The sequence below is a fragment of the Nocardioides sp. SRI_004 genome (genome assembly GCF_057586415.1).
In genome coordinates, this window is record NZ_JBYCZV010000001.1 from 131,492 (window position 1) to 156,379 (window position 24,888).

Here is a 24,888-nt window from a genome sequence, read left to right on the forward strand (position 1 = left end):
AATTCTACGCGCGCCGTCGGGCTCCTGTCGAACCATTTTCGGCGAGCCGCACCAGCCAGGCGAAGACCGCCGGCCCGGTGGGGTCCTGGGGAGCATCGTTCCAGAACAGCTCGGGGTGCCACTGCACGCCCAGGGCGGGGAGCGCCGGATCGGTCGCCTCGATCGCCTCGATCGTGCCGTCCATCGCCCACGCCGTCGCCCGCCAGTGCCGTCCGGGAGCTGCGACGGCCTGTCGGTGCAGGGCGGTGGTCGTCACGGCCGCGCCGACCAGGCCGTGCACCACGGAGCCGGGCCGTGTCGTCACGGCGTGGCCGGCCGCCGGCCGGCAATGGCCGGTCACGTCGTCGAGGACCCCGCCGAGGGCGACCGCCATCACCTGCAACCCGCGGCACGCGCCGAGCAGCGGTACGCCGGCGGCCACGACCGCGCGGACGAGCGCCGTCTCGTCCGCGTCGCGGGCGGGGTCCGCCCCGACGTCGTCGCCGCCGGTGAGCACCACGCCGTCGAGGACGTCCAGCAGGCCGGGCCCGGCGCCGGGAGGTACGACGACGGGCCGGCCCCCGCACGCGGTGACGGCGGCGGCGTACGCCGCGGCCGCGCCGTGCACCGGCAGCTCGCCGAACGGTCGCGGGACGAGCTGGTGGTGGCCGGCGATGCCGATCACCGGGCGTCGTACGCCGCTCACATCGCGACGAGTGCCGTGACGCCGAGGGCGATGCCGGAGGCGTAGGTGAACATCGCCCCCGAGTCGCGCACCGGGCCGTGCGCGGCGAGGGTCTTCGCCGACAGCATCCCGTAGGCGTGCAGGAGGCGGGCTGCCGCGGCCACGATCGCCAGGGCGTCGAGCCACCACCCGTCGGTGAGCGTCGAGCAGACGACGAGCAGGACGACGAGGGTCGGCACGTACTCGGCGGCGTTGCCGTGGGCGCGCTGGGCGATGAGCAGGCGGTCGGCCGGGTCGGTCGGCATCTGCGGCCCGTTCGCGCCGCGCATCGCGCGGTGTCGGGTGACGTTGGCGCCGAGGACGAACAGCAGGATGCCCATGAGGGCGATGCAGGTGATCACGGTGGTGCTCATGACGCGGCCATCACTTTCTGTCGGGTGGAGCTCTCGAGGTGGAGGAGCCGGCGCACGTACGCGCCGGACAGGTCGGTGCCGAGCAGGGCGTCGGCCTTGGCGGTGCCGCCGGGGCAGGTCACGTTGACCTCGATCAGGCGGCCGTCGATCACGTCGAGCCCGGCCATCGCGACGCCGTGCCGGGCGAGCAGCGGGGCGATTGCGGCGACGATGCGGCGGTCGGCGTCGTCGACGACCGCAGGCGCGGAGGGGGCGTCGATCCGGAAGTCGCCGGGCGACGGGTGGCGCAGCACCGCGCAGACCACCTCGCCGTCGAGCAGGAAGAGCCGCTTGTTCCCCTCCTGTACGGCGGCGAGGTACTCCTGCGCGACCACGTGCCGTCGTCCGCCGCCGGTCGCCGACTGGGCCAGCGCCAGCGCCGCACCGTCGTCGCGGAGCAGCCACACGTCCAGGCCGCCGAAGCCGTCGACCGGCTTCACGACCGCGGCCCCGTGCGCGGCGACGAAGCGCCGCACCTCCGCCGGGTCGGCGGTCACGAGCGTCGCCGGGCAGAGCTCCGGGAAGTGCAGGGCGAGGAGCTTCTCCTGCAGGGCCCGCACCCCGGCGGGCCGGTTGACGACCCGGGTGCCCGCGGACTCGACGAGGTCGAGCAGGTGGGTGGTGCGCAGGTAGCGGTCGTCGACGGGCGGGTCGATGCGGAGCAGGACGAGCTGGACGGCGTCGGCGACGTCGACGACCTGCGGCGTGCCGAGCCGCGACCACGGGGTGCCGACCAGCCAGCGGTGGTCGGCCCCGCGGGCACGCGGCCCGAGGGTCACCGGCCTCGCGGTCGCGCGCACCCGGCCGGCGACCACCGAGAGGTCCTCGGGGGTGCAGACCCGCACGGCCACACCGAGGTCCTGGGCCGCCGCGACCAGCCCGACGGTCGCGTCGATGGACGGGTCCAGGCCGGCCCACGGGTCGGCGACGACGAGGATGCTCATGATGCCTCCCGGAGCACGTCGGGGTGCCAGTCGAGCAGGGCCAGGCCGCGCTCCACGTCGCCGGTCCCGGCCGCGGCCGCAGCCCAGTGGTCGGCGAGCCGCCGCTGCTCGCCCGCGAGCGAGGCGAGGGCGGTACGACGCCGGGCGTCGTCGTACAGGAGGGCGGCGAGGGCCTGCAGCAGCCTGCCGACGCGGCGGGTCGGCTGGGCGTCGGGGAAGCGGACCTCCAGGTAGCGCCCACGGGGCCGGACGGGCGGGAAGAGGGTGCTGAGGTGGGCGGGGTCGCCGTCGACGAAGCGGGTCGCTCCCGCGGCGAACTGGGCGTAGGCGGCGACCGGGTCGTCGCCGTGGAGCAGCCGGTCGTCGAAGGCCGTGCGGCCGGGGTCGACGGCGAGCCAGGTGGTCAGCCGCCCGGTCGGACCGGTGCTGCGTGCCGTGGCCGCGGCGATGAAGGGGGCCGCCAGGAGCAGGAGCCGCCACTGCTCGCGGCCGGCCTGCCCGGGCCACCAGTCCAGGCAGGGCTGGGTCGAGGCGGTGGACCGCATCATCCGGCGTCCGGCCGGGCCGATCGTGTCGAGGTGGTGCTCCATGGCGTCGTACCGGGGAGTGCGGAGGTGGCGCGGTGTCGCCGGGTCCGCCGCCCGGACCGGGAGCGAGGAGAGGACGACGCCGTCGCCCTGCAGGTCGCGGGCGAGCGCGCAGGTCGCCGCGACGAGGTGGGTGCCGGCCTGCTCCGCCGATGCGGCCGGCGGCAGGCTCAGCTCGACCTGGCCGCCCGGCTCGAACGCCAGCCAGGGCTCGTAGGGGCGCCCGGCGCTCGCGCGGCGCACCCGGTCGGGGGCGGCGCTGCTGCCGTTGAAGAGGTCGAGGGCGAAGAGCTCCTGCTCGACTGCGACCCGGGTGGTGCGGTGCCGCGGGCGGAACAGGCGGGCGACCTCGGCGGCGACCGGTGCGGTGCGGGTCTGGGTGTCCATGGCATCTCCTGATAAAGTAAGGCTGCCTGTCGATTATTGGAAGGTAGCCTGTCAATGTCAAGAGCCTCCGAGCAGCCGGATCTCGAGCGACCGCACTTCGAGCCGTTCATCGCGCTCGCGGACAAGTGCGCCCGGGCGCTGCGCAACGACATGCTCACGAGCGCGCACGCCCGCGGCTTCACCGAGCTCGCGGGAGCCCACGACGCCGTCTTCGCGACCCTCCCGCCGGAGGGCGCACGAGCCGCTGACATGGCGACACGAGCGGGGATCACCCGTCAGTCGATGGGCGAGGTGGTCCGCGACATGGCCCGGCTCGGGATCGTGGAGATGGTCCCGGACCCGTCCGACCGGCGCGCCAAGATCGTGCGGTACACCGACTACGGACGGAAGGTCGCCCAGGGCGGCTTCGACCACATCCTCGAGGTGGAGGACATGCTGCGTGAGGAGTTCGGCGAGGAGGACCTCGCCACGACCCGGCGCGTGCTCGCCCGGGTCAGGGAGCTGCTGGCTGGGTCTCCGGCTCCGGACTGACCGGGAAGTGCTGGTCGCGGAAGCGCACGGCCAGCCCGAGCGACGGACCGGTCAGCACGGTGGCGGCGGTGACGATCGCGGCGATCACCAGCCAGCCCTCCTCGCCCCACTGCATCGCGAGGAAGGTGAACAGCGCAGGCGCCCACATCGAGCCCATCGCACGGCTGACGTCGGCGACGCCCTGGTACTCCCCGCGCCGCTTCGGGTCCATCAGCTCGGCCTGGAAGGACCAGCTCGCGCCGGAGATGAACAGCTCGGCGCCGGTCACCGTCACGTGGCCGAGCCACACCAGCAGCACGGTGACCAGGCCGACGGTCGAGTGGGTGACCAGCGTGATCAGGCAGGACACGACGAAGAAGGCGGTCGAGATCCAGACGTAGCGCATCGCGTCGCGCAGGTCCTTCACCCCCTTCGACGTGTACGCCGGCAGGAAGATGCACAGCACCGTGTTGGTCCCGAACAGCCAGGCCAGCAGCACGTGCGGTGCGTCCGTCGCCTCGACCAGCCACAGCGGGATCACCACGTTGAGCAGAGTCTGGTTGGTCCACAGGACGCCGAGGCAGAAGGTCACCAGGATCCAGCCCGGGTTGCGCAGCGGGCCGGGACCCGTCGGCCGCACCCGCGCCTCGCCGCTCGCGACGCGCAGGTCGTGCGGAGCCGCCGGCAGGCGCGCGATCCAGAACCCGTTGAAGCCCATCAGCACCGCCGCGAAGAGCGGCGACCAGCGGATCACCTCGAGGCTGTCGGTCGCCAGCGCGATGCCACCGATGATCGCGCCCAGGGTGAAGCCGAGGTTGAGCGAGGAGTAGAGGTAGGCCTGGGTCTCGACGCGCTCCTTCGGCGGGAGCACGTCGACCACGTAGGCCTGGTAGCTGGAGTGCCCGGCCGAGCCGAACAGCGCGAAGAACATGCCGACCGCGACGTACTCACCGAAGGAGCCGACGAAGGGCAGTGCCGCGAAGCAGGCCGCGCGGCCCCAGGTCGTCGCGGCCCAGACCCGCTTCGGGCCGAGCCGGTCGACCAGCCGGCCGGCGGGGTAGGCCATGAGGAACTCGGCGACGTTGACGATCGTCAGCGCGAGACCGACCTTGCTCGCCGACATCCCGACGACCTGGGTGAGGAAGACCGCGCTGCCGGTGTTGAACGCGCCCTCGCCCGTCGAGAAGAGGATCGACTGCGTGGCGAGGCGCCGCGACATCGGGGTCGGTGGGACCAGGCGCCGCCAGAACCCCTGCTTCGTCGCTTCGGCCGAGATGCTCATCGCCGGACATCTTCTCCCTGGCACTAGGTTTTGTCGCGTGGATTTCTGGGTCCCCGGCGGTTCTCCCGCCGATGTCGCCGCTCAGGCGCGCGCCTGGCTGGGTGGACCCGGCGACGTCCCGCTTCTCATCGCGACCTCGGGGTCCACGGGGACGCCGAAGCGGGTCGTGCTGCCACGCGACGCCGTGCTCGCCTCGGTCCGCGCCTCGGCGGCCCGGCTGGGCGCGAGCGGACCGTGGGTGCTGGCCCTGCCTCCGTCGTACGTCGCCGGGGTGCAGGTCGTGCTCCGCTCGCTCGTCGCCGGCCACGAGCCGACCCTGCTCGAGCGGGACGGGTGGCCGGCCGGCGAGGGCTGGTTCACCTCGCTGGTCCCGACCCAGCTGACCCGGATGCTCTCGTCGCCGGCGGACGTCGCGGCGCTGCGCCGCGCGCACACGGTGCTGCTCGGCGGCGGCCCGATCGGCGCCACGCTGCGCGCGCGGGCGGAGGAGGCCGGGGTGCACGTGGTCGCGACCTACGGCTCGGCCGAGACCGCCGGAGGGTGCGTGTACGACGGCGTCCCGCTCGACGGCGTCGCGGTCGCCCTCGGCGCCGGTGGCCGGGTGCGGATCGCCGGGCCCACCCTGTTCTCCGGGTACGACGGCCAGCCGGACCTGACCCGCGAGGTGCTCGTCGACGGGTGGTTCCTGACGTCCGACGCCGGCCGCTTCGACGAGGACGGCCGGCTGGCGCTGATCGGCCGGCTGGACGACGTGATCGTGACCGGCGGGCTGAACGTGCCGGGACCGGCGGTGGCGGAGCGGCTGCGCGCGCACCCGGCGATCGGGGAGGTCGAGGTGCTCGGCGTACCGGACGACGAGTGGGGCAACCGCGTCGTCGCCTTCGTCGTCCCCGGGTCCCCGGTGGCCGAGGAGGTCGACCAGCGACCGTCACGAGACCCCCGGCCGTCCGTCGACGAGCTCCGCGACTGGGTCGCCGGCGCCCACCCGCGGGCCTGGGCGCCGCGCCAGTGGGTGGTGCTCGACGCGATCCCGCTGCTGCCCAACGGCAAGCCCGACCGGCAGGCCCTCCGGGCGCTCGCCCTCGAGGACACCGCGTCGTGAAGGTCGTCGCCATCCCGATGCGCACTCGCTTCCGCGGCATCACCGTGCGGGAGGTCGCGCTGCTGCGCGGTCCCGCGGGCTGGGGGGAGTGGAGCCCGTTCCTGGAGTACCCCCCGGACGTCGCCGAGCCGTGGCTGCGCTGCGCCGAGGAGGCGATGGCGGGCGACTGGCCGGCGCCACTGCGCTCGTCGGTCCCGGTCAACGTCACCGTGCCCGCGGTCGGGCCCGAGCGCGCGCACGAGATCGTGCTCGCCGGCGGCTGCCGCACCGCGAAGGTGAAGGTCGCCGAGCCGGGCCAGACCACCGCCGACGACGAGGCGCGCGTCGAGGCCGTGCGCGACGCCCTCGGCCCCGGCGGCCACGTGCGCGTCGACGCCAACGGCGGCTGGTCCGTCGACGAAGCGGTCGCCGCGATCGGCCGGCTGGACCGTGCCGCCGGCGGCCTGGAGTACGTCGAGCAGCCGGTCGCCTCCGTCGAGGACCTCGCCCGCGTCCGCCGCCGCGTCGACGTGCCGATCGCCGCGGACGAGTCGATCCGCCGGGCCGAGGACCCCTACCGCGTGCGGGACCTCGAGGCCGCCGACATCGCGGTGCTCAAGGTCCAGCCCCTCGGCGGGGTGCGCGCCTGCCTGGAGATCGCCGAGCGGATCGGGCTCCCCGTCGTCGTGTCCTCTGCGCTGGAGACCTCGGTCGGGATCGCGGCGGGGGTCGCGCTCGCCGCCGCCCTGCCGTCGCTGCCGCACGCGTGCGGGCTGGCCACGGTCCAGCTGCTCACCGCGGACGTCGTGTCCGAGCCGCTCCTGCCCGTGGACGGGGCGCTGCCGGTACGACGGCCCGCGGTCGACGTACACAAGGTGGCGGGGGTGGGCGCGGCGCCGGATCGGGTCGCGCACTGGGAGGCCCGGCTCGCCGCCGTGCGGGCGTTGCGGGAGGATCGTCGGCCATGAGCACCGACGCGGACAGCGCTGCGGCCCTCGCCGAGGCGTGCGTGGCCTGGCTGGCCCGCGCCGGCGTGACGGACGTCGTCCTCGCACCCGGGTCGCGCAACGCGCCGCTCCTCCTCGCGCTCTGGTCGGCCGCGCCGGCCGGCGGCCCGCGCCTGCACACGCGGATCGACGAGCGCACCGCGGGCTTCCTCGCGCTCGGGCTCACCAAGTCGGGCGCCCGGGCAGCGGTCGTCACCACGTCCGGCACCGCCGTCGCCAACCTCCACCCCGCCGTCCTCGAAGCGGTCCACTCCGGCATCGACCTCGTCGTGGTCTCCGCCGACCGGCCGGCCCGGCTCCGCGGCACCGGCGCCAACCAGACCACCGACCAGGTCGGCATCTTCAGCCCCTTCGTCACCACCCACGACCTCGCGTCGGTGGCCGCCCTCGACGCCGTCCCCGTCACCGCCGCCGGCCCGCTCCACCTCAACCTGCAGCTCGACGCGCCCCTCGTCCCCGCCGCTCCTGTTGGCCACGCAACTACCGAATTCGTCGTGGAAACGGCGGATTCACGACAAGAATGGTTGGTGAACGGCGAACCGGCCGACCTGCAGAAGGGGCCGCGGACGGTGGTGGTCGCCGGGGACGACGCCGGTCCCCGGGCGCGCCAGCTGGCCGAGGCAGCGGGCTGGCCGCTGCTGGCGGAGCCGAGCAGCGGCGCGCGCACGGGCGACCACGCGCTGCGCACCTACCGGCTCCTGCTCGGCACGGATCTCGGCGCGCGCGTCGAGCGGGTCGTCGTCCTCGGTCGGCCGAGCCTGTCGCGGCCGGTCACCCGGCTCCTCGAGCGCGAGGACGTCGAGGTGCTGGTCGTGCCCTGCCCCGGCGTCTGGCCGCCGGCGCCTCCCGGCTCGACCGCCATCGGCGCACCCCGCTGGGTCGGCGACGGGCCGGACGACCCCGCCTGGCTCGACGAGTGGCGTACGGCGGACCGCGCGCTGGCCCGCCGGGTCGACCGGTTCCTCGCGGAGCAGCCCGCCCTGACGCCGTACGACGTCGCGGCGGCCACGCACGCAGCGCTCCCCGCCGGCGGGTTGCTCGTCGTCGGCGCCTCGAGCCCGATCCGGGACCTCGACCTGGTGGCCCGGCCGACCCCGGTCGGCAGCCGGCGCAAGGTGATCGCCAACCGCGGGCTGGCCGGCATCGACGGCACCATCAGCACGGCCGTGGGCGCGGCGCTCGGCCGTCAGGGGTCGACCCGGAACCTCGCCCTGATGGGCGACCTGACCTTCCTGCACGACCAGACGGCGCTGGTCCTCGGCCCGGACGAGCCCCGTCCGGACCTGACGATCGTGGTGCCCAACGACGACGGCGGCGCGATCTTCTCGATGCTCGAGCAGGGCGCACCCGAGCACGCGGCCTCCTTCGAGCGGCTCTTCGGGACGCCCCACGGCACCGACCTCGCCAGCCTCTGCGCGGCGGCGCGGGTCCCGCACCTGAGGGTCACCTCGCGGCCCGAGCTGGAGCAGGCGCTCGCCTCGCCGAACGGCGGGATCGAGGTCGTCGAGGCGGTCGTCGGACGGGCCGACCGCCGGCAGCTGGACGCGCGGATCCGATCCTTCGCGACCGACCCGGAAGAATAGGTCCCGTGGAGATCGCGTTCCTGCTCGTCGCCATTGCGGTCGTCGTCCTGACGGTCACCGCCCTGTCCGAGCGGGTCGAGATCCCCGCGCCCCTGACGCTGGTCGTCGTCGGCGTCGCGGCGTCGTACGTCCCGGGCGTGCCGGAGCTGCGGCTGGAGCCCGAGGTCGTGCTGCTGGGGCTGCTGCCACCGCTGCTCTACTCGGCCGCCGTCAACACGTCACTCGTCGACTTCAACGCCAACCGCGGACCGATCCTGCTGCTGTCGGTCGGGCTCGTCGCGTTCACGACCGTCGGCGTCGGAGCCGTGGTGAAGCTGGTCATCCCCGACCTGCACTGGGCGCTGGCGCTGGCCATCGGCGCCGTCGTGGCGCCGCCGGACGCCGTGGCCGCGACCGCGATCGGGCGCCGGATCGGCCTGCCGAGGCGGGTCGTGACGATCCTCGAGGGGGAGTCGCTGCTCAACGACGCCAGCGCGCTGGTGGCGCTGCGGACGGCCGTCGGCGCGCTCAGCGCGACGGTCGCGGCGTGGGAGGTCGGCCTCGACTTCGTGATCGCCGCCGGTGGTGGCGCCGCGATCGGCGGCGTGGTGTTCCTGGTGGTCGGCTTCATCCGCAAGAAGGTCACCGACCCGCTGCTCGACACCGCCATCTCGCTGGTGATCCCGTTCGCGTCGTACATCGTGGCCGAGGAGATCCACGCCTCCGGCGTGGTCGCGGTCGTCGTCGCGGGCCTGCTGCTCGGGCACGTCGCGCCCATCCTGCAGAGCGCGCAGTCGCGGATCGCCGAGCGCACCAACTGGCGCACCATCGCCTACGTCCTGGAGAACACCGTCTTCCTGCTGATCGGGCTGCAGGCCGACTGGCTGCTCGGCGAGGTCGGCGAGAGCGAGTTCGGGGCCGGCACCATCGCGATCGCCTGCGCGGCCGCCCTCGCCACCTGCGTGGTGCTGCGCCTCCTCTGGGTCTTCGCCGCCAGCGGACTGCTGCTGCGCCGTGGCCCCGAGGCCCGCACCGGTGAGCCGATGCCGATGCTGTGGCGCAGCTCCTTCCTCATCGGCTGGGCCGGCATGCGTGGCGTGGTCACCCTCGCCGCGGCGTTCACGGTCCCCGAGGACACCGAGCACCGCGAGGTGCTGCTGATCATCGCCTTCGCCGTCGTGGCGGGGACCCTGCTCGGCCAGGGCATGACCCTGCCCGCCCTCGCCCGCACCCTGCGGGTTCCGGGGCCCGACGCCCAGGACGACGCGCTCGCCCGCGCGACCCTGCTGCAGCAGGCGGCCAAGGCGGGCATCAAGAAGCTCGATGCCCTCGCGGCCGAGGACGAGGACCCGCTGCAGGTGCGGGACCTGATCATCCAGCGCATCGAGCAGCGCAACTTCGCCGCGTGGGAGCGGCTCGGCACGACCGCCGACCTCGAGAGCCCCAGCGACCTCTACGCCCGCTGGCGCGGCGCGATGATCGAGGAGGAGCGGCGCCGCGTGCTGGAGATCCGCTCCACCGGCAAGGTGCCGTCGGAGATCGTCAGCGAGGTGCTGGCGATGCTCGACGTCGAGGAGTCGATGCTCGACCACGCCGCCGCCCAGCGCGCGGAGATCAGGGCCGCCGCCAGCCGCCCCATCGCCGGCGGGTGCGAGCACCTGCAGTCCACGCCGCTGCTCGACCCGCCGCCCGCCCTCGCGTGCGCGCAGTGCCTCGCCGACGGGACCCAGTGGGTGGCGCTGCGGATGTGCCTGACCTGCGGGACGATCGGCTGCTGCGACTCCTCGCCGGGACGCCACGCCACTGCGCACTTCCGCGAGACCCAGCACCCGGTGATCCGTTCGGTGGAGCCGGGCGAGGACTGGCGCTGGTGCTACGTCCACCACCAGACCGGCTGAGCTCCTGAGCCCTCCGGCTACGGTGGGCACATGCGCCTGACCAAGTTCGGCCACGCCGCCGTCCGGATCGAGCACGACGGCACGACCCTGGTCCTGGACCCCGGCATGTGGAGCCAGCGCGAGTCGGTGGAGGGTGCCGACGCGGTGCTGATCACCCACGAGCACCCGGACCACTACGACGCCGACCACCTCCGCGCCACCGACGCCCCGATCTTCACGATCGCCGCCGTCGCGGCGCAGATCCGCGAGTCGGCACCCGACGTCGCGGAGCGGGTGCGCGTGGTCGCGCCCGACGAGACGTGGAGCATCGGCGGGATCGGCGTGCGCGCGATCGGCGAGCTGCACGCGGTGATCCACCCGGACCTGCCGCGCTTCCACAACAGCGGCTACCTGATGACGGTGGGGGAGGAGTCGGTCTTTCACCCGGGAGACGCCCTCACCGTTCCGGGCGTGCCGGTCGACGTACTCCTCGCGCCGGTGTGCGCACCGTGGATGCGGGCCAGCGAGGGCATCGACTTCGCCCGTGCCGTCGGCGCCGGTCGCAATGTCGCCATCCACGACCGCGTGTACTCCGCCGAGGGCCTCGGCATCGTCGACATGCAGTTCGGGCGGCTGCTCGGCGCCCGCGGGCTCGACTACGTCCGGCTCCCCGACGGCAGCGACCTGTAGGCGGCGCCGGTCGTCTCGACCGTCAGGCCCCCTCGGCAGGCTCTCAGGAACGACAGGCATGATGGCCGAATGCCGATCGCACGCTCCACCTACGCCGGTGTCGCCACCGGCGCCGTCCTCCTCGCCGGTGCCGTCGGGTTCGGCGTCGGCCTGCCGAAGGCCGTCGACGACCCGGGCACCTCGGTGTCCGCCGGGGACCTGCCGAAGCTGCCGGACCGGATCGACGACCGGTTCGTGGCGCTCGGCGCCGTGACGGCCGAGGAGGCGGGCGCGACCGCCGAGCAGGCGACCGAGTTCGAGACCGTCGCGAAGAACGCCGCGACCGGTGACGCCGATGCCGCGAGCAACCTCTCCGCGATCTACGACGCCGCGGTCACCCGCTCGTACATCGACGTCAAGGCGATGGGCCAGATCGCGCAGACCCAGGTGCGTCCCGCCCAGTTCGCCGTCACCGTGGTGCCCGGCGACGCGGGCCTGGTGATCCCCAGCGGCCCGTTCCAGGCCTCCCAGCAGGGGACCCACTACGAGCTCAAGGTCATCGACGGCTACCGCTGCTCGCTGATCTGGGCCGAGGCGGTCGACCCGACCACCGGGGCCCCCACGGGCGAGAAGCCGACCGGGTCGAACTACCAGCAGGTCGAGTGCCGCGCCGAGCGCGACGGCCTCACCTACGACCTGTTCGGCAACGGGCTCACGCCCGACGAGGTCGTCCACTACCTCGAGCTGGTCCTCGGCAAGACGGGCAGCGAGGACTGATCCTCGCCGCCCGCTCCTGTCCGGGCGGAGCTCAGCTCCAGTAGATGACGACCTTGTCGCCGACGTTGACCTGGTCGTAGAGCCAGGCCACGGCGTCGTGGTCACGGACGTTGACGCACCCGTGCGAGGCGCCGTTGTAGCCACGGGCCGCGAAGTCCGGTGAGTAGTGCACCGCCTGCCCGCCGGAGAAGAACATCGCGAACGGCATCGACGTGTGGTAGATCGTCGAGACGTGGTCGCGGCTCTTGCGCTGGATCGAGAAGACGCCCTCGCGGGTCGGCAGCTCGGCCGAGCCGAAGCGCACGTCGACCGTCTTGCGCACGTCGCCGTCGACGACCCAGCGCAGCGTGCGGCTGGACTTGTCGATGCACAGCACGCGGCCGGTGGTGCAGCGCGCGTCGAGCGGGCCGGGGGTGTTGCCGCCGTCGCCCGGAGGGGGCTGGTTGGTCAGCTCCGCCTTCGTCGGCTGGCGGGTCATCTCGTGCAGCCGGTCCAGCGTGCGCTGGTCGACCTCGCCGGTGACCTGGAAGCCGCGCTTGGCCTGGAAGCCGCGCACCGCCTCGGTCGTCACGTCGCCGTAGTTGTCGGTCACGTCGCCGCTGAACCAGTCGATCTGCTTCAGCCGCGCCTGGAGGTCGCGGACCTCCGGCCCCTTGTCGCCGGGGGACAGCAGCGCCGGGCCGGCCGGGGGCGGGCCGGGCTCCTTGCTCGGCTCGGGCTCCTTCGTCGGGTCGGGCTCCTCGCTCGGGTCCGGCTCGTCGGACGGCGTTGCCGACGGGTCGTCGGACGTGTCGTCCGACGGGTCGTCCGACGGCGTGGCCGTGCCGTCCTCGTGGGGCATCGCCACCGGCTGGTCGTCGCGCTGCTGGGCGGCCGCCGGGTGCGAGTCCTCCCAGGGCAGTGACTCGCCGCGCACGGCCCAGCCGACGCCGTACGCCATGACGGAGCAGACGGCCGCGATCACGGTGAGCAGGGTGATCCGGCGGGCGATGCGGGCTTTGGTGTTCATGCCCTTGTAGACGCCACGACCCACCGGTTGGTTGCGCGCGATTTTCCGCCGATACCCTTCCGGGGTGGCCCGCGCAGAGCTCGACAAGCAGCCCGCCGACGTCCGACGCATGTTCGATGCGGTCGCTCGGCGCTACGACCTGACCAACGACATCCTCTCGTTCGGGCAGGACCGGCGCTGGCGCAAGGAGGTGCTGGCCGCCGTCGACCCGTCGTACGGCGACCGCGTGCTCGACCTCGCGGCCGGGACCGGTACGTCGAGCCAGCCCTTCCAGGACGCCGGCGCGACCGTCATCCCGTGCGACTTCTCCGTCGGCATGCTGCAGGTCGGCAAGCAGCAGCTGCCGCACCTGCCGTTCACCGCGGGCGACGGCACCAGGCTGCCCTTCCGTGACGACACCTTCGACGCGGTCACGATCTCCTTCGGCCTGCGCAACATCGTCGACCCGGTCGCGGGCCTCGCGGAGATGCGCCGGGTCACCCGGCCGGGCGGCCGGCTGGTCGTGTGCGAGTTCAGCCACCCGACCTGGGCGCCGTGGCGCACGGTCTACCTCGAGTACCTCATGAAGACGCTCCCCGCCGTGGCGCGCGCCGTCTCCTCGTCGCCGGACGCCTACGTGTACCTCGCCGAGTCGATCCGCGCCTGGCCCGACCAGGCGGGACTCGCGGAGATGATCAAGGACGCCGGCTGGACCGGCGCGCAGTGGCGCAACCTCTCCGGCGGCATCGTCGCCCTGCACCGCGCGACCGCCTGAGCGGCTCGTGTGATCATTCCTGCGTGCAGCAGGAATGGACGCCGACCGAGCCCGAGCTGGACGCGCTGGTCCGCGCGACCGCGCGCCACCACTGGCGGGCCGTCGCCATCCCGGGCTCGGTCCTCGTGGTCGGCATCGGCTTCGTGGCGGCTGCGCTCAGCGGTGGCGGCCTCGGGCTCCTGCTGCTCGCCGTCGGCGCCCTGTGGCTGGGCTGGTCCGGCTACTCGGCACTGCGCGGCGCGCGCGAGGTGCTCGGCACGGCGTACCCGGTCGGTACGACGGTCTCGGCGGAGGCCACCGATGACGGCCTCGTCCTGCACACGGCCCGTGGTCGCGCGGAGTTCGCCTGGGAGCGCTTCGGCCGCCCGCGCCTCGGCCCGGTCGTCCTGATCGCTCGCGACCGCGTCACCAAGCGCTGGCTGATGGTCCCGCGCCAGCTGTTCCCGGAAGCGTGGCTGGACCGCGTGGGCGCGGCGGCGCGCGACGCCTGATCCCCGGGCTCTCGGCCCTGGCTCGATCTCGTGCGTGCCCACTCGACGGGGTCAGGTCACGGCTTGCCGGCCGCGAGCCGACAGGCGTACCGAGGCCGCCGATTTTCGCAACCCTCTCATGCGTTAAATCCGCAGGTCAGACGGTGGATCGACGTCCCGACGTGGTCTGCGCCACCCCCCTGTGCGCTCGCATCCGGGGAGTGGCAGGATGTGTGCCACGCCACTAGTGATTCTGTTCACAAGATCACGAGAGGGAGGCTCAGTGGAGCTCTACACACCGGTCCTGGTGCTCGCCGCTCTCGCCGCGTTGTTCGCGGTCGGCTCGGTCGCGATGAGCACGATGGTGGGCCCGCGCCGCTACAACCGCGCGAAGATGGACTCCTACGAGTGCGGCATCGAGCCGACGCCGCAGGCCCTCAGTGGCCGCTTCCCGGTGAAGTACTACATCACCGCGATGCTCTTCATCGTCTTCGACATCGAGATCATCTTCCTCTACCCGTGGGCCATGCAGCTGGACAACATGGCGTGGTTCGGGCTGGTCGAGATGGTCCTCTTCATCGCCACTGTCTTCGTCGCCTACGCCTACGTGTGGCGTCGCGGCGGGCTCGACTGGGACTGACCCGGAGGAACACGCACCCATGGGTATCGAGGAGAAGCTCCCCAGCGGAGTCCTGCTGAGCACGGTCGAGGGCCTGGCCGGCTACATGCGCAAGGCCAGCTTCTGGCCGGCGACCTTCGGCCTGGCCTGCTGCGCCATCGAGATGATGACCAGCGGCGGCCCCAAGTACGACCTCGCCCGCTTCGGCATGGAGGTCTTCCGCGCCAGCCCCCGCCAGGCCGACCTGATGATCGTCGCCGGCCGGGTGAGCCAGAAGATGGCCCCGGTGCTGCGCCAGATCTACGACCAGATGGCCGAGCCCAAGTGGGTGCTCGCGATGGGCGTGTGCGCCAGCAGCGGCGGCATGTTCAACAACTACGCGATCGTCCAGGGCGTCGACCACGTCGTCCCCGTCGACATGTACCTCCCCGGCTGCCCGCCGCGGCCGGAGATGCTGATCGACGCGATCCTCAAGCTGCACGACAAGGTCCAGCACGACACCCCCTTCGGCAAGAACCGCGAGGCCCAGATCCGCGAGCTCGAGGCCGAGGCCCTCGTCACGCTGCCGACCGGCGACCAGCGAGGACTCCTCCGATGAGCGACGAGAAGCCGGCCGAGAAGCAGGGCCCCGACAAGGCCGTCGAGCAGCCGGCCACCGAGCAGTCGCCCGAGAACGCCCCCGAGGCGCTGGGCGAGCCGGGCCTGGAGGTCCGCGCCGTCGGCGAGCGCCACGGCATGTTCGGGGTGAAGGGCAGCGGCGACACCAGCGGGTACGGCGGACTGGTCGCCCCCGTCGTACTGCCGGGCGCCGCGCAGCGGCCCTACGGCGGCTGGTTCGACGCGGTCGCCGACAAGCTCGACCCGCTGATCGAGCAGGTCGTCATCCACCGCGGCGAGATCACCTTCCACGTCCACCGCGACAACCTGGTCGCCGTGATGAAGCTGCTGCGCGACGACGCGGCGCTGCGCTTCGAGTTCCTCTCCGGCGTCAACGGCGTGCACTACCCCGGCGACGCGGGCCGCGAGCTGCACGCGGTCTACCACCTGGCGTCGTACACGTGGAACCGGCGGATCCGGGTGGAGACCAGCGCTCCCGACGCCGACCCGCACGTCCCGTCGGTCGTCGCGGTCTACCCCGCCGCCGACTGGCACGAGCGCGAGACCTGGGACATGTTCGGCCTGCAGTTCGACGGGCACCCGGCCCTGACCCGGATCCTGATGCCCGACGACTGGCCCGGCCACCCGCAGCGCAAGGACTACCCGCTCGGCGGCATCCCGGTCGAGTACAAGGGCGCCACCGTCCCGCCGCCGGACCAGCGGAGGAGCTACAACTGATGAGCACCGACTTCTACGCCGACCCGGCCGCCGACACCAGCGACGGCAAGGTCTTCACGGTCACCGGCCAGGACTGGGGCGACATCGCCTCCGGCCTCGGCGAGGGCGACGCGGCCGAGCGGGTCGTGGTCAACATGGGCCCGCAGCACCCGTCGACGCACGGCGTGCTCCGGCTGATCCTCGAGATCGAGGGCGAGACGGTGACCGAGGCCCGCTGCGGCATCGGCTACCTCCACACCGGCATCGAGAAGAACATGGAGTTCCGCACCTGGACGCAGGGCGTCACGTTCTGCACCCGGATGGACTACCTCTCGCCGTTCTTCAACGAGATGACCTACGTGCTGGGCGTCGAGCGGCTGCTCGACATCGAGGACGACATCCCGGAGAAGGCCCAGGTCATGCGGGTCCTGCTCATGGAGCTCAACCGGATCTCCTCGCACCTGGTCTGCATCGCGACCGGTGGCATGGAGATCGGCGCGCTGACGGTCATGACGATCGGCTTCCGCGAGCGCGAGCTGGTCCTCGACCTGTTCGAGCTGATCACCGGCCTGCGCATGAACCACGCGTTCATCCGCCCCGGCGGCGTCGCGCAGGACATGCCCCCGGGCGCGCTCGACCAGATCCGCGACTTCGTCGCGCTGATGAAGAAGCGCCTCCCGGAGTACGCCGCCCTCTGCAACGCGAACCCGATCTTCAAGGCCCGCCTGGAGAACGTCGGCCACCTCGACCTCGAGGGCTGCATGGCGCTCGGCCTCACCGGGCCGGTCCTGCGCAGCACCGGCTACGGCTTCGACCTCCGCAAGGCGCAGCCCTACTGCGGCTACGAGACCTACGACTTCGACGTGCAGACCTGGGACACCGCCGACTCCTACGGCCGCTTCCGGGTGCGCCTCAACGAGATGCACGAGTCGCTGAGGATCATCGAGCAGGCCGCCGACCGACTGGCCCGCCTCGAGGGCGCGCCGGTGATGGTGGCCGACAAGAAGGTCGCCTGGCCGAGCCAGCTCTCCATCGGCAGCGACGGCATGGGCAACAGCCTCGACCACATCCGCCACATCATGGGCGAGTCGATGGAGGCGCTGATCCACCACTTCAAGCTGGTGACCGAGGGCTTCCGCGTCCCGGCCGGCCAGGCCTACGTGCCGGTCGAGTCGCCGCGCGGCGAGCTCGGCGCGCACGTCGTCTCCGACGGCGGCACGCGCCCGTTCCGGGCGCACTTCCGCGACCCGTCGTTCAACAACCTCCAGGCGATGGGCGTGATGAGCGAGGGCGGCCAGATCGCCGACGTCATCGTCGCCATCGCGAGCATCGACCCCGTGATGGGAGGCGTCGACAGGTGAGCACCCCACCGATTGACGACAAGACGATCGGCGAGCTGCGCGAGATCGCGGCCCGCTACCCGGAGGCCCGCTCGGGCCTGCTGCCGATGCTGCACCTCGTGCAGTCGGTGCAGGGGCGGATCACTCCCGAGGGCATCGAGGCCTGCGCCGCGATCCTCGACATCAGCCCCGCCGAGGTCAACGGCGTCGCGACCTTCTACACGATGTACAAGAAGCACGGCGTCGGCGACTACCACGTCGGTGTGTGCACCAACACGCTGTGCGCGGTGATGGGCGGCGACGAGATCTTCGCCCGGCTCAAGGACCACCTCGACGTCGGCAACGACGAGGTGGCCGTCCAGCGCCAGGGCGACTCGCGCACGGTGAGCCTCGAGCACATCGAGTGCAACGCGGCGTGCGACTACGCCCCGGTCGTGATGGTCAACTGGGAGTTCATGGACAACCAGACCCCGGACTCGGCGGTCCAGATGGTCGAGGCGCTGCGCGCCGGCCACGACGTGAGCTCGACCCGCGGCCCGAAGCTGTGCACCTGGCGCGAGGCCGAGCGGGTGCTCGCCGGCTTCCCGGACGGCCGCGTCGACGAGGGCCCGACGGCGGGCCCGGCGTCGCTGGTGGGCCTGGAGATCGCCCGCGAGCGCGGGTGGAGCGCCCCTGACGCGGTCACGACCCCGGCCGTCGAGGCGGAGAAGAAGGCGGAGGGCTCCGATGGCTGACACCTTGACCCCGGTCCTGTCGGACACCTGGGACGCCGAGCAGGGCTGGAAGCTCGCCACTTACGCCGCCAGGGGCGGGTACGACGCCCTCGACGCCGCCTTCGCGATGAGCCCCGACGACGTGATCGCCGCCGTCAAGGACAGCGGCCTGCGCGGCCGTGGCGGCGCCGGCTTCCCGACCGGCATGAAGTGGTCCTTCATCCCGCAGGACAACCCGAAGCCGAAGTACCTCGTCGTCAACGCCGACGAGTCGGAGCCGGGCACCTGCAAGGACATCCCGCTGATGATGGGCAACCCGCACGTCCTCGTCGAGGGCGTGATCATCAGCTCCTACGCCATCCGCGCCAACAAGGCGTTCATCTACATCCGCGGCGAGGTCGTCCACGTGATCCGCCGGGTGCAGGCCGCGGTCGCCGAGGCCTACGCCGCCGGTCACCTCGGCAAGGACATCCACGGCTCGGGCTACGACCTCGACGTCGTCGTCCACGCCGGCGCCGGTGCCTACATCTGCGGCGAGGAGACGGCCCTGCTGGAGGGCCTCGAGGGTCGTCGCGGCCAGCCCCGCCTGCGCCCGCCGTTCCCCGCCGTCGCCGGCCTCTACGCCAGCCCGACGGTCATCAACAACGTCGAGTCCATCGCCTCGGTCCCCGCGATCGTGAAGAAGGGCGCGGCCTGGTTCGCGTCGATGGGCACGGAGAAGTCCAAGGGCCACGGCATCTTCTCGCTGTCGGGCCACGTGCAGAAGCCCGGCCAGTACGAGGCGCCGCTCGGCATCACGCTGCGCGAGCTGCTCGACCTGGCCGGTGGCATCCGCGAGGGCCACCAGCTGAAGTTCTGGACCCCCGGCGGCTCGAGCACGCCGCTGCTCACGGCCGACCACCTCGACGTACCCCTCGACTTCGAGGGCGTCGGCGGGGTCGGCTCGATGCTCGGCACCCGCGCCCTGCAGCTGTTCGACGAGACCGTGTGCGTCGTGCGCGCCGTGCTGCGCTGGACGGAGTTCTACAAGCACGAGTCCTGCGGCAAGTGCACGCCCTGCCGCGAGGGCACGTGGTGGCTGGTGCAGGCGCTCACCCGGCTGGAGAACGGCCAGGGCAGCGAGGCCGACCTCGACCAGCTGCTCGACCAGTGCGACAACATCCTGGGCCGCTCGTTCTGCGCGCTCGGCGACGGTGCGACGAGCCCGATCTCCAGCTCGATCCAGCACTTCCGCGACGAGTACCTCGCGCACCTCTCGCACGGCGGCTGCCCGTTCGATCCCGCGAAGTCCACGGCCTGGGCCGGGCAGGAGGTGTCGGCATGACGGTTTCGACAGGCTCGACCACCGGTGGTGTCGAGAGGACCGACCTGGTCACCCTCACCATCGACGGCGTCGAGGTCAGCGTCCCCAAGGACACCCTGGTCATCCGCGCCGCCGAGCAGATCGGCGTGCAGGTGCCGCGCTTCTGCGACCACCCGCTGCTCGCCCCGGTCGGTGCCTGCCGCCAGTGCCTGGTCGACGTCCCCGACGCGGGCAACGGCCGCGGCTTCCCGAAGCCGCAGGCCTCCTGCACGCTGCCGGTGGCCGAGGGCATGGTCGTCAGCACGCAGGTCACCAGCCCGGTCGCCGACAAGGCGCAGCAGGGCGTGATGGAGCTGCTGCTCATCAACCACCCGCTCGACTGCCCGGTCTGCGACAAGGGCGGCGAGTGCCCCCTGCAGAACCAGGCGATGTCCAACGGCCGCGGTGAGTCCCGCTTCTCCGACGAGCGCAACCGCGGCGTGAAGCGCACCTTCCCGAAGCCGATCAACCTCTCGCCGACGGTGCTGCTCGACCGCGAGCGCTGCATCGTGTGCCAGCGCTGCACCCGCTTCGCCGAGGAGATCGCGGGCGACCCGTTCATCGCGCTCGTCGAGCGTGGCGCCCAGCAGCAGATCGGCATCGCCGAGGACGCGCCCTTCCTGTCGTACTTCTCCGGCAACGTCATCCAGATCTGCCCGGTCGGCGCGCTCACCTCGGAGCAGTACCGCTTCCGCTCGCGCCCCTTCGACCTGGTCTCCTCGCCCGGCATCGCCGAGCACGACGCCTGCGGCTCGGCGATCCGCGTCGACCACCGCCGCGGCAAGGTGCTGCGCCGGCAGGCCGGCAACGACCCGGCGGTCAACGAGGAGTGGATCACCGACAAGGACCGGTTCGCCTTCGCCTACACGCAGGCCGACGACCGGCTCGGCTACCCGCAGGTGCGCGACGAGGACGGGACCCTCCGCCCCGCGTCGTGGCCCGAGGCGTTCGTGGTCGCGGCCCGCGGCCTCGCCGCCGCGAAGGCGGCCGGCGGCGTCGGCGTGCTCACCGGCGGCCGGCTGAGCGTCGAGGACGCCTATGCCTACAGCAAGTTCGCGCGCGTCGCGCTCGGCACCAACGACATCGACTTCCGGGCCCGTCCGCTGTCCGCGGAGGAGACCTCCTTCCTGGCCAGCCACGTGGTCCTCACCGGACCGGCCGGCGGCGCCGTGACGTACGACGACCTCGAGTCCGCCGCGAAGGTCGTCCTCGTGGGCCTGGAGCCCGAGGACGAGTCCGGCGCGGTGTTCCTGCGCCTGCGCAAGTCGGTCCTCGCGGGCGGCACCGAGGTGGTCAGCCTGGCGCCGTACACGACCCGCGGGCTGGCCAAGCTCGCCGCGCGCCTGGTCCCGACCGCGCCCGGCGACGAGCCCGCCGCGCTGCAGGCCCTCGCGGGCGAGCTCGACGCGACCAGCGTGCTGCTCGTGGGCGAGCGGCTCGCGACCGTGCCCGGCGCGCTGAGCGCCGCCGCCTCCGTCGCCGCCAGCAGCGGTGCCCGGCTGGCCTGGGTGCCGCGCCGTGCCGGTGACCGCGGTGCGCTCGAGGCCGGCTGCCTGCCGACCCTGCTGCCCGGTGGCCGTCCGGTCGCCGACGCGGCCGCCCGCGTCGACGTCGCCACGGCCTGGGGCGTCGACGCGCTGCCCGAGGCCGACGGTCGCGACGCCGACGGCATCGTCGCCGCGCTCGCGTCCGGCGAGCTCGGCGGCCTGGTCGTCGCGGGCGTCGACCCCGACGACACGGCCGACCCGGCCGCGACCCGGGCCGCCCTCGCGGCGGCGCCCTTCGTGGTCGCCTTCGACATCCGCCGCACCGAGGTCACCGACGCCGCCGACGTCGTCTTCCCGGTCGCCCCGACCTCGGAGAAGTCCGGCACCTTCGTCAACTGGGAGGGCCGCGTCCGGTCCTGGGAGGCCGCGCTGCACCAGCCGTCCTCGCTGCCCGAGCTGCGCGCGCTCTCCGGCATCGCCGACGAGCTGGGCGCCCCGCTCGGCTTCCGCACCGTCGACGAGGTCCGCGCCGAGATGGGCCAGCTGGGTCCGTGGGACGGCGAGCGGGTCGCAGCGGCGGTCGAGGAGGTCGCGCAGCGACCGTCACGAGACCCCGGCACCCTCGCGCTCTCCACCTGGAAGCAGCTGCTCGACAACGGCTCGCTCCAGGACGGCGACAAGTACCTCAAGGCCACGGCCCGCACGCCCGTCGCGCTCGTCACCCGGGAGGTGTACGACGCCCACGGGCCCACCGTCACGCTCACCGGTGACCGCGGCGCGATCACGCTGCCGGCCGAGATCGCCGACGACCTCGTCGAGGGCGTCGTGTGGGTGCCGGCCAACTCGGTCGGCAACGGCGTGCTCGCCGACCTGGCGTCGCCCGGGACGACGGTCACGATCAGCGGAGCGGAAGGGACGCACGGATGAACACGGCACTCAGCGCGTTCGGCAACGACGTCTGGTGGATCGTCCTGGTCAAGACGCTCCTCGTCTTCGTGGTCCTGGTCCTCCTGACGCTGTTCAACATCTGGTGGGAGCGCCGGGTCGTGGCCCGGATGCAGCACCGCATCGGCCCCAACGTGCACGGCCCCTTCGGCCTGCTGCAGTCGCTGGCCGACGGCGTGAAGCTGGCGTTCAAGGAGGACCTGATCCCGAAGGCCGCCGACAAGGTGGTCTTCGTGCTCGCGCCCGTCATCTGCGTGGTGCCGGCGTTCGTGACCTTCAGCGTGATCCCGTTCGGCCCGGAGGTGACGCTCTTCGGTGAGCGCACACCGCTCCAGCTGACCGACATGCCGGTGGCGGTCCTGTTCGTGATGGCGATCGCGTCGATCGGCATCTACGGCATCGTCCTCGGCGGCTGGTCCAGCGGGTCGACGTACTCGCTGCTGGGCGGGCTGCGCTCGAGCGCGCAGATGATCTCCTACGAGGTCGCCATGGGCCTGGCCCTGGTCGCGGTGTTCATGTACGCCGGGTCGATGTCGACGAGCGAGATCGTCGCCGCCCAGGACGACCTGTGGTTCGGCCTGATCCTGCTGCCGTCCTTCGTCATCTACGCGATCGCGATGGTGGGCGAGACCAACCGTGCGCCCTTCGACCTCCCCGAGGCCGAGGGCGAGCTGGTCGGCGGCTTCCACACCGAGTACTCCAGCCTGAAGTTCGCGCTCTTCTTCCTCGCCGAGTACATCAACATGGCGACCGTCTCCGCGCTCGCCACGACGCTCTTCCTCGGCGGCTGGCACGCGCCCTTCTGGATCGACGAGTTCTGGGCGGGCGCCAACGAGGGCTACTGGCCGGTGCTGTGGTTCTTCGGCAAGGTGCTGTCCTTCATCTTCGTCTTCATCTGGCTGCGCGGCTCGCTCCCGCGGCTGCGCTACGACCAGTTCATGGCGTTCGGCTGGAAGCGGCTGATCCCGATCTCGCTGGTCTGGATCGTCGCCGTCGCGACCATGCGGGTCGCCCGCAACGAGGGCGCCTTCGAGGACGGCTTCAGCGGCAACCCGCAGTTCTGGATGATCATGATCGGCGTCGTCCTCGTGGTGCTGCTGGTGACCTTCCTGGTGCCGGAGAAGACGCCCGAGGCCCCGACCCAGGTCCGTACGCCGCGTGCCGGCGGCTTCCCGGTCCCGCCGATGCCGACGGGCGGCGCCGTCCGCGGTGCGGCCGCGCCGCTGGTGTTCCGCACCGACCACACATCCGTCCAGCCGACCGATGCAGGGGTGAGCAATGGCTGAGCAGCCGGGGCAGTCCGGGCCGAAGGGCCCGTCGCTCAAGGAACAGCTCTGGGACCCGGTCGCCGGGTTCGGGGTCACCTTCCGGACGATGTTCCGCAAGGTCGTCACCGAGCAGTACCCGAAGGAGAAGCTGCCGACCGCGCCGCGCTTCCACGGCCGCCACCAGCTCAACCGCTGGCCTGATGGCCTGGAGAAGTGCGTCGGGTGCGAGCTGTGCGCGTGGGCGTGCCCCGCGGACGCGATCTACGTCGAGGGCGCCGAGAACCGCGACGACCTCGCCGACGGCGAGTCCGGTCGCTACTCCGCCGGCGAGCGCTACGGCCGCGTCTACCAGATCAACTACCTGCGCTGCATCCTCTGCGGCCTGTGCATCGAGGCCTGCCCGACCCGGGCGCTGACGATGACCAACGAGTACGAGCTGGCCGACGACAGCCGCGCCAGCCTGATCTACGAGAAGTCCGACCTGCTCGCCCCGCTGCTGCCCGGCATGCAGGAGCCGCCGCACGCGCAGCTGCTCGGCAACGACGACGCCTACTACCGCGGCGACTTCCAGCAGCCGGTCCCCGTGCCGGCCGTCCCGGGCGAGGGGGCGGGCAAGTGACCGCCTTCTGGATCCTCGCGCCGATCATGGTCGTCGCGGCGCTGGGCCTGCTGTTCGTCCGCAAGGCCGTGCACGCCGCGCTGCTGCTGGCCGTGGTGATGATCAGCCTCGCCGTGCTCTACGCGGTGCTCGAGGCGCCCTTCCTGTTCGCGGTGCAGATCATCGTCTACACCGGCGCCATCCTGATGCTCTTCCTGTTCGTGCTGATGCTCGTCGGCGTCGACGCGTCCGACTCCGTCGTCGAGACGATCAAGGGCCAGCGCGCGCTCGCCTGGTTCACCGGCCTGGCCTTCGTCGTCGTGCTGGTCGTCGGGTTCACGCAGCTCACCTTCGGCACGGCGGTCGGGCTCGACGAGGCGAACGAGGGCGGCAACGTCCAGGCCCTGGCCAACCTGCTGTTCTCCCGCTACGTCTTCATCTTCGAGGTCACCAGCGCGCTGCTGATCACCGCGGCGGTGGGGGCGATGGTGCTCGCGCACCGTGAGCGGCTCACGCCGCGTCGTACCCAGGCGGACATCGCGGCCGACCGGATCCGGGCCTACGCCGAGACCGGCGCCCACCTCGGACCGCTGCCGCCACCGGGTGTCTACGCCCGGCACAACGCCGTCGACACCCCGGCCCTGCTGCCCGACGGCAGCCCGGCCCCGGCGTCGGTGTCCCGCGTGCTCGCCGCGCGCGGCACGATGCAGGCGACCGGCCTCAAGGACATCGAGGCGATCAAGGACCAGCTGGGCGTCGAGCCCGCCGAGGCGCCCGAGACCGCCGGCAGGACGGCCGCCAGCGGCTCCACGGAGGAGAACGCCGCGCCCATCGGCACGGCCAGCTTGTCCCCTGGCGACGACCCGACCGGGCCCGGTGCTGCGAACGGCACCGTGACTGAAGGCTCTCAGGGAGGTGACCACTGATGGAACTGACGCCGTACGTCGTCCTGTCAGCCATCCTCTTCACGATCGGCTCGATCGGGGTGCTCACCCGGCGCAACGCCATCGTCGTGTTCATGTGCGTCGAGCTGATGCTCAACGCCTGCAACCTCGCCTTCGTCGCCTTCGCCCACCAGCACGGCAACCTCGACGGCCAGGTCGCCGCCTTCTTCGTGATGGTGGTCGCCGCGGCCGAGGTCGTGGTCGGACTGGCGATCATCATGACCATCTTCCGCACCCGACGCTCGGCCTCGGTCGACGACGCCAGCCTGCTGAAGTTCTGAGGACG

26 protein-coding genes are annotated in these 24,888 nt (G+C 72.5%); 20 read left to right on the forward strand and 6 right to left on the reverse strand.

Going from position 1 to position 24,888, the window contains the following annotated elements:
* Window positions 1-4: 4 nt before the first annotated feature.
* Genes AC2YHB_RS00685 through AC2YHB_RS00700 form a run of 4 tightly spaced genes read right to left on the reverse strand, consistent with a single transcriptional unit; the run spans window position 5 to window position 3,034 of the window.
* On the reverse strand, window positions 5-685 hold the full coding sequence (locus AC2YHB_RS00685) for a gamma-glutamyl-gamma-aminobutyrate hydrolase family protein (RefSeq protein WP_179649149.1): 681 nt from the start codon (window positions 683-685) through the stop codon (window positions 5-7).
* Window positions 682-1,077 carry an MAPEG family protein gene (locus AC2YHB_RS00690; RefSeq protein ID WP_036550175.1) on the reverse strand — a complete coding sequence of 132 codons (396 nt, stop codon included), beginning with the start codon at window positions 1,075-1,077 and terminating at the stop codon, window positions 682-684. The genes AC2YHB_RS00685 and AC2YHB_RS00690 overlap by 4 nt, the downstream gene beginning before the upstream one ends.
* Window positions 1,074-2,060, reverse strand: coding sequence for an ATP-grasp domain-containing protein (locus AC2YHB_RS00695; protein ID WP_179649150.1), 987 nt, complete (start codon window positions 2,058-2,060; stop codon window positions 1,074-1,076). Before AC2YHB_RS00695 ends, AC2YHB_RS00690 begins: the two co-directional genes overlap by 4 nt.
* Window positions 2,057-3,034: a glutamate-cysteine ligase family protein gene (locus AC2YHB_RS00700; RefSeq protein WP_179649151.1), complete on the reverse strand. Its 978-nt coding sequence runs from the start codon at window positions 3,032-3,034 to the stop codon at window positions 2,057-2,059. The genes AC2YHB_RS00695 and AC2YHB_RS00700 overlap by 4 nt, the downstream gene beginning before the upstream one ends.
* Window positions 3,035-3,088: 54 nt before the next feature.
* On the opposite strand from AC2YHB_RS00700, the gene AC2YHB_RS00705 reads away from it, so the two are divergent.
* On the forward strand, window positions 3,089-3,565 hold the full coding sequence (locus tag AC2YHB_RS00705) for a MarR family winged helix-turn-helix transcriptional regulator (RefSeq protein WP_179649152.1): 477 nt from the start codon (window positions 3,089-3,091) through the stop codon (window positions 3,563-3,565).
* Here the strand turns inward: AC2YHB_RS00705 and AC2YHB_RS00710 are convergent.
* A complete protein-coding gene (locus AC2YHB_RS00710) occupies window positions 3,528-4,826 on the reverse strand; it encodes an MFS transporter (RefSeq protein ID WP_179649154.1) in 1,299 nt (432 codons plus the stop codon). The genes AC2YHB_RS00705 and AC2YHB_RS00710 overlap by 38 nt on opposite strands.
* Window positions 4,827-4,863: 37 nt before the next feature.
* On the opposite strand from AC2YHB_RS00710, the gene AC2YHB_RS00715 reads away from it, so the two are divergent.
* The 6 genes from AC2YHB_RS00715 to AC2YHB_RS00740 all read left to right on the forward strand — a co-directional run bounded on the left by AC2YHB_RS00715 (window position 4,864) and on the right by AC2YHB_RS00740 (window position 11,799).
* Entirely contained in the window at window positions 4,864-5,928 is a 1,065-nt protein-coding gene (locus AC2YHB_RS00715) for an AMP-binding protein (protein ID WP_308645563.1), read from the forward strand.
* Window positions 5,929-5,945: 17 nt separating this feature from the next.
* Complete coding sequence (locus AC2YHB_RS00720; RefSeq protein ID WP_218865096.1) at window positions 5,946-6,875, forward strand: o-succinylbenzoate synthase; 930 nt, start codon at window positions 5,946-5,948, stop codon at window positions 6,873-6,875.
* Window positions 6,872-8,497, forward strand: coding sequence for a 2-succinyl-5-enolpyruvyl-6-hydroxy-3-cyclohexene-1-carboxylic-acid synthase (gene menD, locus AC2YHB_RS00725; protein WP_179649161.1), 1,626 nt, complete (start codon window positions 6,872-6,874; stop codon window positions 8,495-8,497). The genes AC2YHB_RS00720 and menD overlap by 4 nt, the downstream gene beginning before the upstream one ends.
* A 5-nt stretch (window positions 8,498-8,502) precedes the next feature.
* Window positions 8,503-10,374 (forward strand): Na+/H+ antiporter, encoded by a 1,872-nt coding sequence (locus AC2YHB_RS00730; RefSeq protein ID WP_179649163.1) that lies wholly within the window; start codon window positions 8,503-8,505, stop codon window positions 10,372-10,374.
* A gap of 30 nt (window positions 10,375-10,404) precedes the next feature.
* Entirely contained in the window at window positions 10,405-11,043 is a 639-nt protein-coding gene (locus AC2YHB_RS00735) for an MBL fold metallo-hydrolase (protein WP_036550195.1), read from the forward strand.
* 69 nt (window positions 11,044-11,112) lie between these two features.
* Complete coding sequence (locus AC2YHB_RS00740; RefSeq protein WP_179649165.1) at window positions 11,113-11,799, forward strand: hypothetical protein; 687 nt, start codon at window positions 11,113-11,115, stop codon at window positions 11,797-11,799.
* A 31-nt stretch (window positions 11,800-11,830) separates the two neighbouring features.
* On the opposite strand, the gene AC2YHB_RS00745 is transcribed toward AC2YHB_RS00740, so the two are convergent.
* On the reverse strand, window positions 11,831-12,808 hold the full coding sequence (locus AC2YHB_RS00745; protein ID WP_242530484.1) for a L,D-transpeptidase family protein: 978 nt from the start codon (window positions 12,806-12,808) through the stop codon (window positions 11,831-11,833).
* A gap of 64 nt (window positions 12,809-12,872) precedes the next feature.
* Between AC2YHB_RS00745 and AC2YHB_RS00750 the strand changes: the two genes are divergently transcribed.
* The 13 genes from AC2YHB_RS00750 (at window position 12,873) to nuoK (ending at window position 24,883) form a co-directional block, all read left to right on the forward strand.
* A complete protein-coding gene (locus AC2YHB_RS00750) occupies window positions 12,873-13,562 on the forward strand; it encodes a demethylmenaquinone methyltransferase (protein ID WP_036550198.1) in 690 nt (229 codons plus the stop codon).
* A 23-nt stretch (window positions 13,563-13,585) separates the two neighbouring features.
* Window positions 13,586-14,053, forward strand: a complete 468-nt coding sequence (locus AC2YHB_RS00755) for a hypothetical protein (protein ID WP_179649167.1) — start codon at window positions 13,586-13,588, stop codon at window positions 14,051-14,053.
* A gap of 262 nt (window positions 14,054-14,315) precedes the next feature.
* Complete coding sequence (locus AC2YHB_RS00760; protein WP_036550201.1) at window positions 14,316-14,672, forward strand: NADH-quinone oxidoreductase subunit A; 357 nt, start codon at window positions 14,316-14,318, stop codon at window positions 14,670-14,672.
* Window positions 14,673-14,691: 19 nt separating this feature from the next.
* Entirely contained in the window at window positions 14,692-15,249 is a 558-nt protein-coding gene (locus tag AC2YHB_RS00765) for a NuoB/complex I 20 kDa subunit family protein (RefSeq protein ID WP_036550203.1), read from the forward strand.
* Window positions 15,246-15,986 carry an NADH-quinone oxidoreductase subunit C gene (locus AC2YHB_RS00770; protein ID WP_036550205.1) on the forward strand — a complete coding sequence of 247 codons (741 nt, stop codon included), beginning with the start codon at window positions 15,246-15,248 and terminating at the stop codon, window positions 15,984-15,986. The genes AC2YHB_RS00765 and AC2YHB_RS00770 overlap by 4 nt, the downstream gene beginning before the upstream one ends.
* Window positions 15,986-17,326 (forward strand): NADH-quinone oxidoreductase subunit D, encoded by a 1,341-nt coding sequence (locus tag AC2YHB_RS00775; RefSeq protein ID WP_036550207.1) that lies wholly within the window; start codon window positions 15,986-15,988, stop codon window positions 17,324-17,326. The genes AC2YHB_RS00770 and AC2YHB_RS00775 overlap by 1 nt, the downstream gene beginning before the upstream one ends.
* Window positions 17,323-18,039, forward strand: coding sequence for an NADH-quinone oxidoreductase subunit NuoE (gene nuoE, locus AC2YHB_RS00780; protein ID WP_179649169.1), 717 nt, complete (start codon window positions 17,323-17,325; stop codon window positions 18,037-18,039). The genes AC2YHB_RS00775 and nuoE overlap by 4 nt, the downstream gene beginning before the upstream one ends.
* Entirely contained in the window at window positions 18,032-19,342 is a 1,311-nt protein-coding gene (nuoF, locus tag AC2YHB_RS00785; protein ID WP_179649171.1) for an NADH-quinone oxidoreductase subunit NuoF, read from the forward strand. The genes nuoE and nuoF overlap by 8 nt, the downstream gene beginning before the upstream one ends.
* On the forward strand, window positions 19,339-21,774 hold the full coding sequence (locus tag AC2YHB_RS00790) for an NADH-quinone oxidoreductase subunit G (RefSeq protein WP_179649173.1): 2,436 nt from the start codon (window positions 19,339-19,341) through the stop codon (window positions 21,772-21,774). The genes nuoF and AC2YHB_RS00790 overlap by 4 nt, the downstream gene beginning before the upstream one ends.
* Window positions 21,771-23,078 (forward strand): NADH-quinone oxidoreductase subunit NuoH, encoded by a 1,308-nt coding sequence (gene nuoH / locus AC2YHB_RS00795; protein ID WP_051932859.1) that lies wholly within the window; start codon window positions 21,771-21,773, stop codon window positions 23,076-23,078. The genes AC2YHB_RS00790 and nuoH overlap by 4 nt, the downstream gene beginning before the upstream one ends.
* Window positions 23,071-23,679 (forward strand): NADH-quinone oxidoreductase subunit NuoI, encoded by a 609-nt coding sequence (nuoI, locus tag AC2YHB_RS00800; protein ID WP_051932860.1) that lies wholly within the window; start codon window positions 23,071-23,073, stop codon window positions 23,677-23,679. Before nuoH ends, nuoI begins: the two co-directional genes overlap by 8 nt.
* Complete coding sequence (locus AC2YHB_RS00805; RefSeq protein ID WP_179649175.1) at window positions 23,676-24,584, forward strand: NADH-quinone oxidoreductase subunit J; 909 nt, start codon at window positions 23,676-23,678, stop codon at window positions 24,582-24,584. Before nuoI ends, AC2YHB_RS00805 begins: the two co-directional genes overlap by 4 nt.
* Window positions 24,584-24,883, forward strand: a complete 300-nt coding sequence (gene nuoK / locus AC2YHB_RS00810; protein WP_179649177.1) for an NADH-quinone oxidoreductase subunit NuoK — start codon at window positions 24,584-24,586, stop codon at window positions 24,881-24,883. Before AC2YHB_RS00805 ends, nuoK begins: the two co-directional genes overlap by 1 nt.
* The last annotated feature ends 5 nt before the right edge of the window (window positions 24,884-24,888 follow it).